Raw genomic sequence first — 1,375 nt, forward strand, 5'->3', positions numbered from 1 at the left:
CTCCCAGCTCGTCTCCAGCAGCAGCCGCTGCTGCGGGTCGATGGTCAGCGCCTCGCGCGGGGAGATCCCGAAGAAGGCGGGGTCGAAGTCGGCCAGATCGTGCAGGAAGCCGCCCTCGCGGGCGTACGTCGTGCCGTGATGGTCGGGGTCGGGGTCGTAGAGGGCGTCCAGGTCCCAGCCGCGGTCGGTCGGGAACGGCGTGATCGCGTCCTCGCCCTCGCTGATGAGCCGCCAGAAGTCCTCAGGGGTACGGACGCCACCGGGGAAGCGGCAGCCGACGGCGACGATGGCGATCTCGTCGTCGGTGACCGCCGCGCTCGTGGCGGGCGCGGCGGCGGGCCGGGTTCCGACCGCCTCGCCCAGTTCCGCGGCGAGGTGGTCGACCACGGCGGCGGGCGTGGGGTGGTCGAAGACGAGGGTGACCGGGAGCCGCAGCCCGGTCGCCTCGGCGAGCTTGTTGCGCAGTTCGACCGCGGTGAGCGAGTCGCAGCCGAGGTCCTTGAACACCCGGTCCCTGCCGATCACTTCGGGGTCGGGGTAGCCCAGGGCCTCGGCGGCCGCTGTGCGCACCAGCACCAGCAGGGCCGCCCGGTCCAGGGCGGTGGACGGCGCGGGTGCGGGCAGCCGCTCGGTGAGCGCGGCCACCTCCGGCAGGTCGCCGATGAGCGGGCTGGGCCGCAGCGCGGTGAACGCGGGGACGAAGCGGTCCCAGGCGAAGTCGGAGACGATCACGTGCGGTTCGCCGTTGCCGACGGCATGCCGTAGCTCGGTGACCGCGCGTTCGGGGTCCATCGCGGGCAGACCGTCGCGGATCAGCCGGGCGGCCACCGCCTCGTCGGTCAGGCTCTCACCGCCCCACAGGCCCCACGAGACGGAGGTGGCGGTCAGACCGAGGTCGCGGCGGTGCAGGGCGAGCGCGTCGAGGTAGGCGTTGGCCGCGGCGTAACTGCCCTGCCCGGTGCCGCCGATGGTGGAGGCGAGCGAGGAGAACATGACGAACGCGGACAGGTCCAGCTCGCGGGTGAGTTCGTGCAGGTGCAGCGCGGCGTCGGCCTTGGGCCGGGCCACGCCCGCCGCGCGGTCAGGGGTGATCGAGTCGACCACGCCGTCGTCGAGGACGCCCGCCGCGTGCACCACGGCCGTCAGCGGGGTCTCCTCGGGAATGCCCGCGAGCAGCCGCGCGAGGGCGTCCCTGTCGGCCACGTCGCAGGCGGCGACGGTGACCCGGGCGCCGAGCCCGGTGAGTTCGGCGACGAGTTCGTCGGCGCCCGGCGTCTCCGGGCCCCGTCGACCGGTCAGCAGCAGGTGTTCGGCACCGGCCGAGGCCAGCCAGCGGGCGACGTGCGCCCCGAGGGCGCCGAGCCCGCCGGTGATC

1 protein-coding gene is annotated in these 1,375 nt (G+C 74.6%); it reads right to left on the reverse strand.

From position 1 onward, the window contains the following. The coding region (locus QR77_RS48210) for a beta-ketoacyl reductase (protein ID WP_040027228.1) at window positions 1-1,375 on the reverse strand (1,375 nt) is incomplete at both ends.

It is taken from the genome of Streptomyces sp. 150FB (genome assembly GCF_000818195.1).
GTDB lineage: Bacteria > Actinomycetota > Actinomycetes > Streptomycetales > Streptomycetaceae > Streptomyces.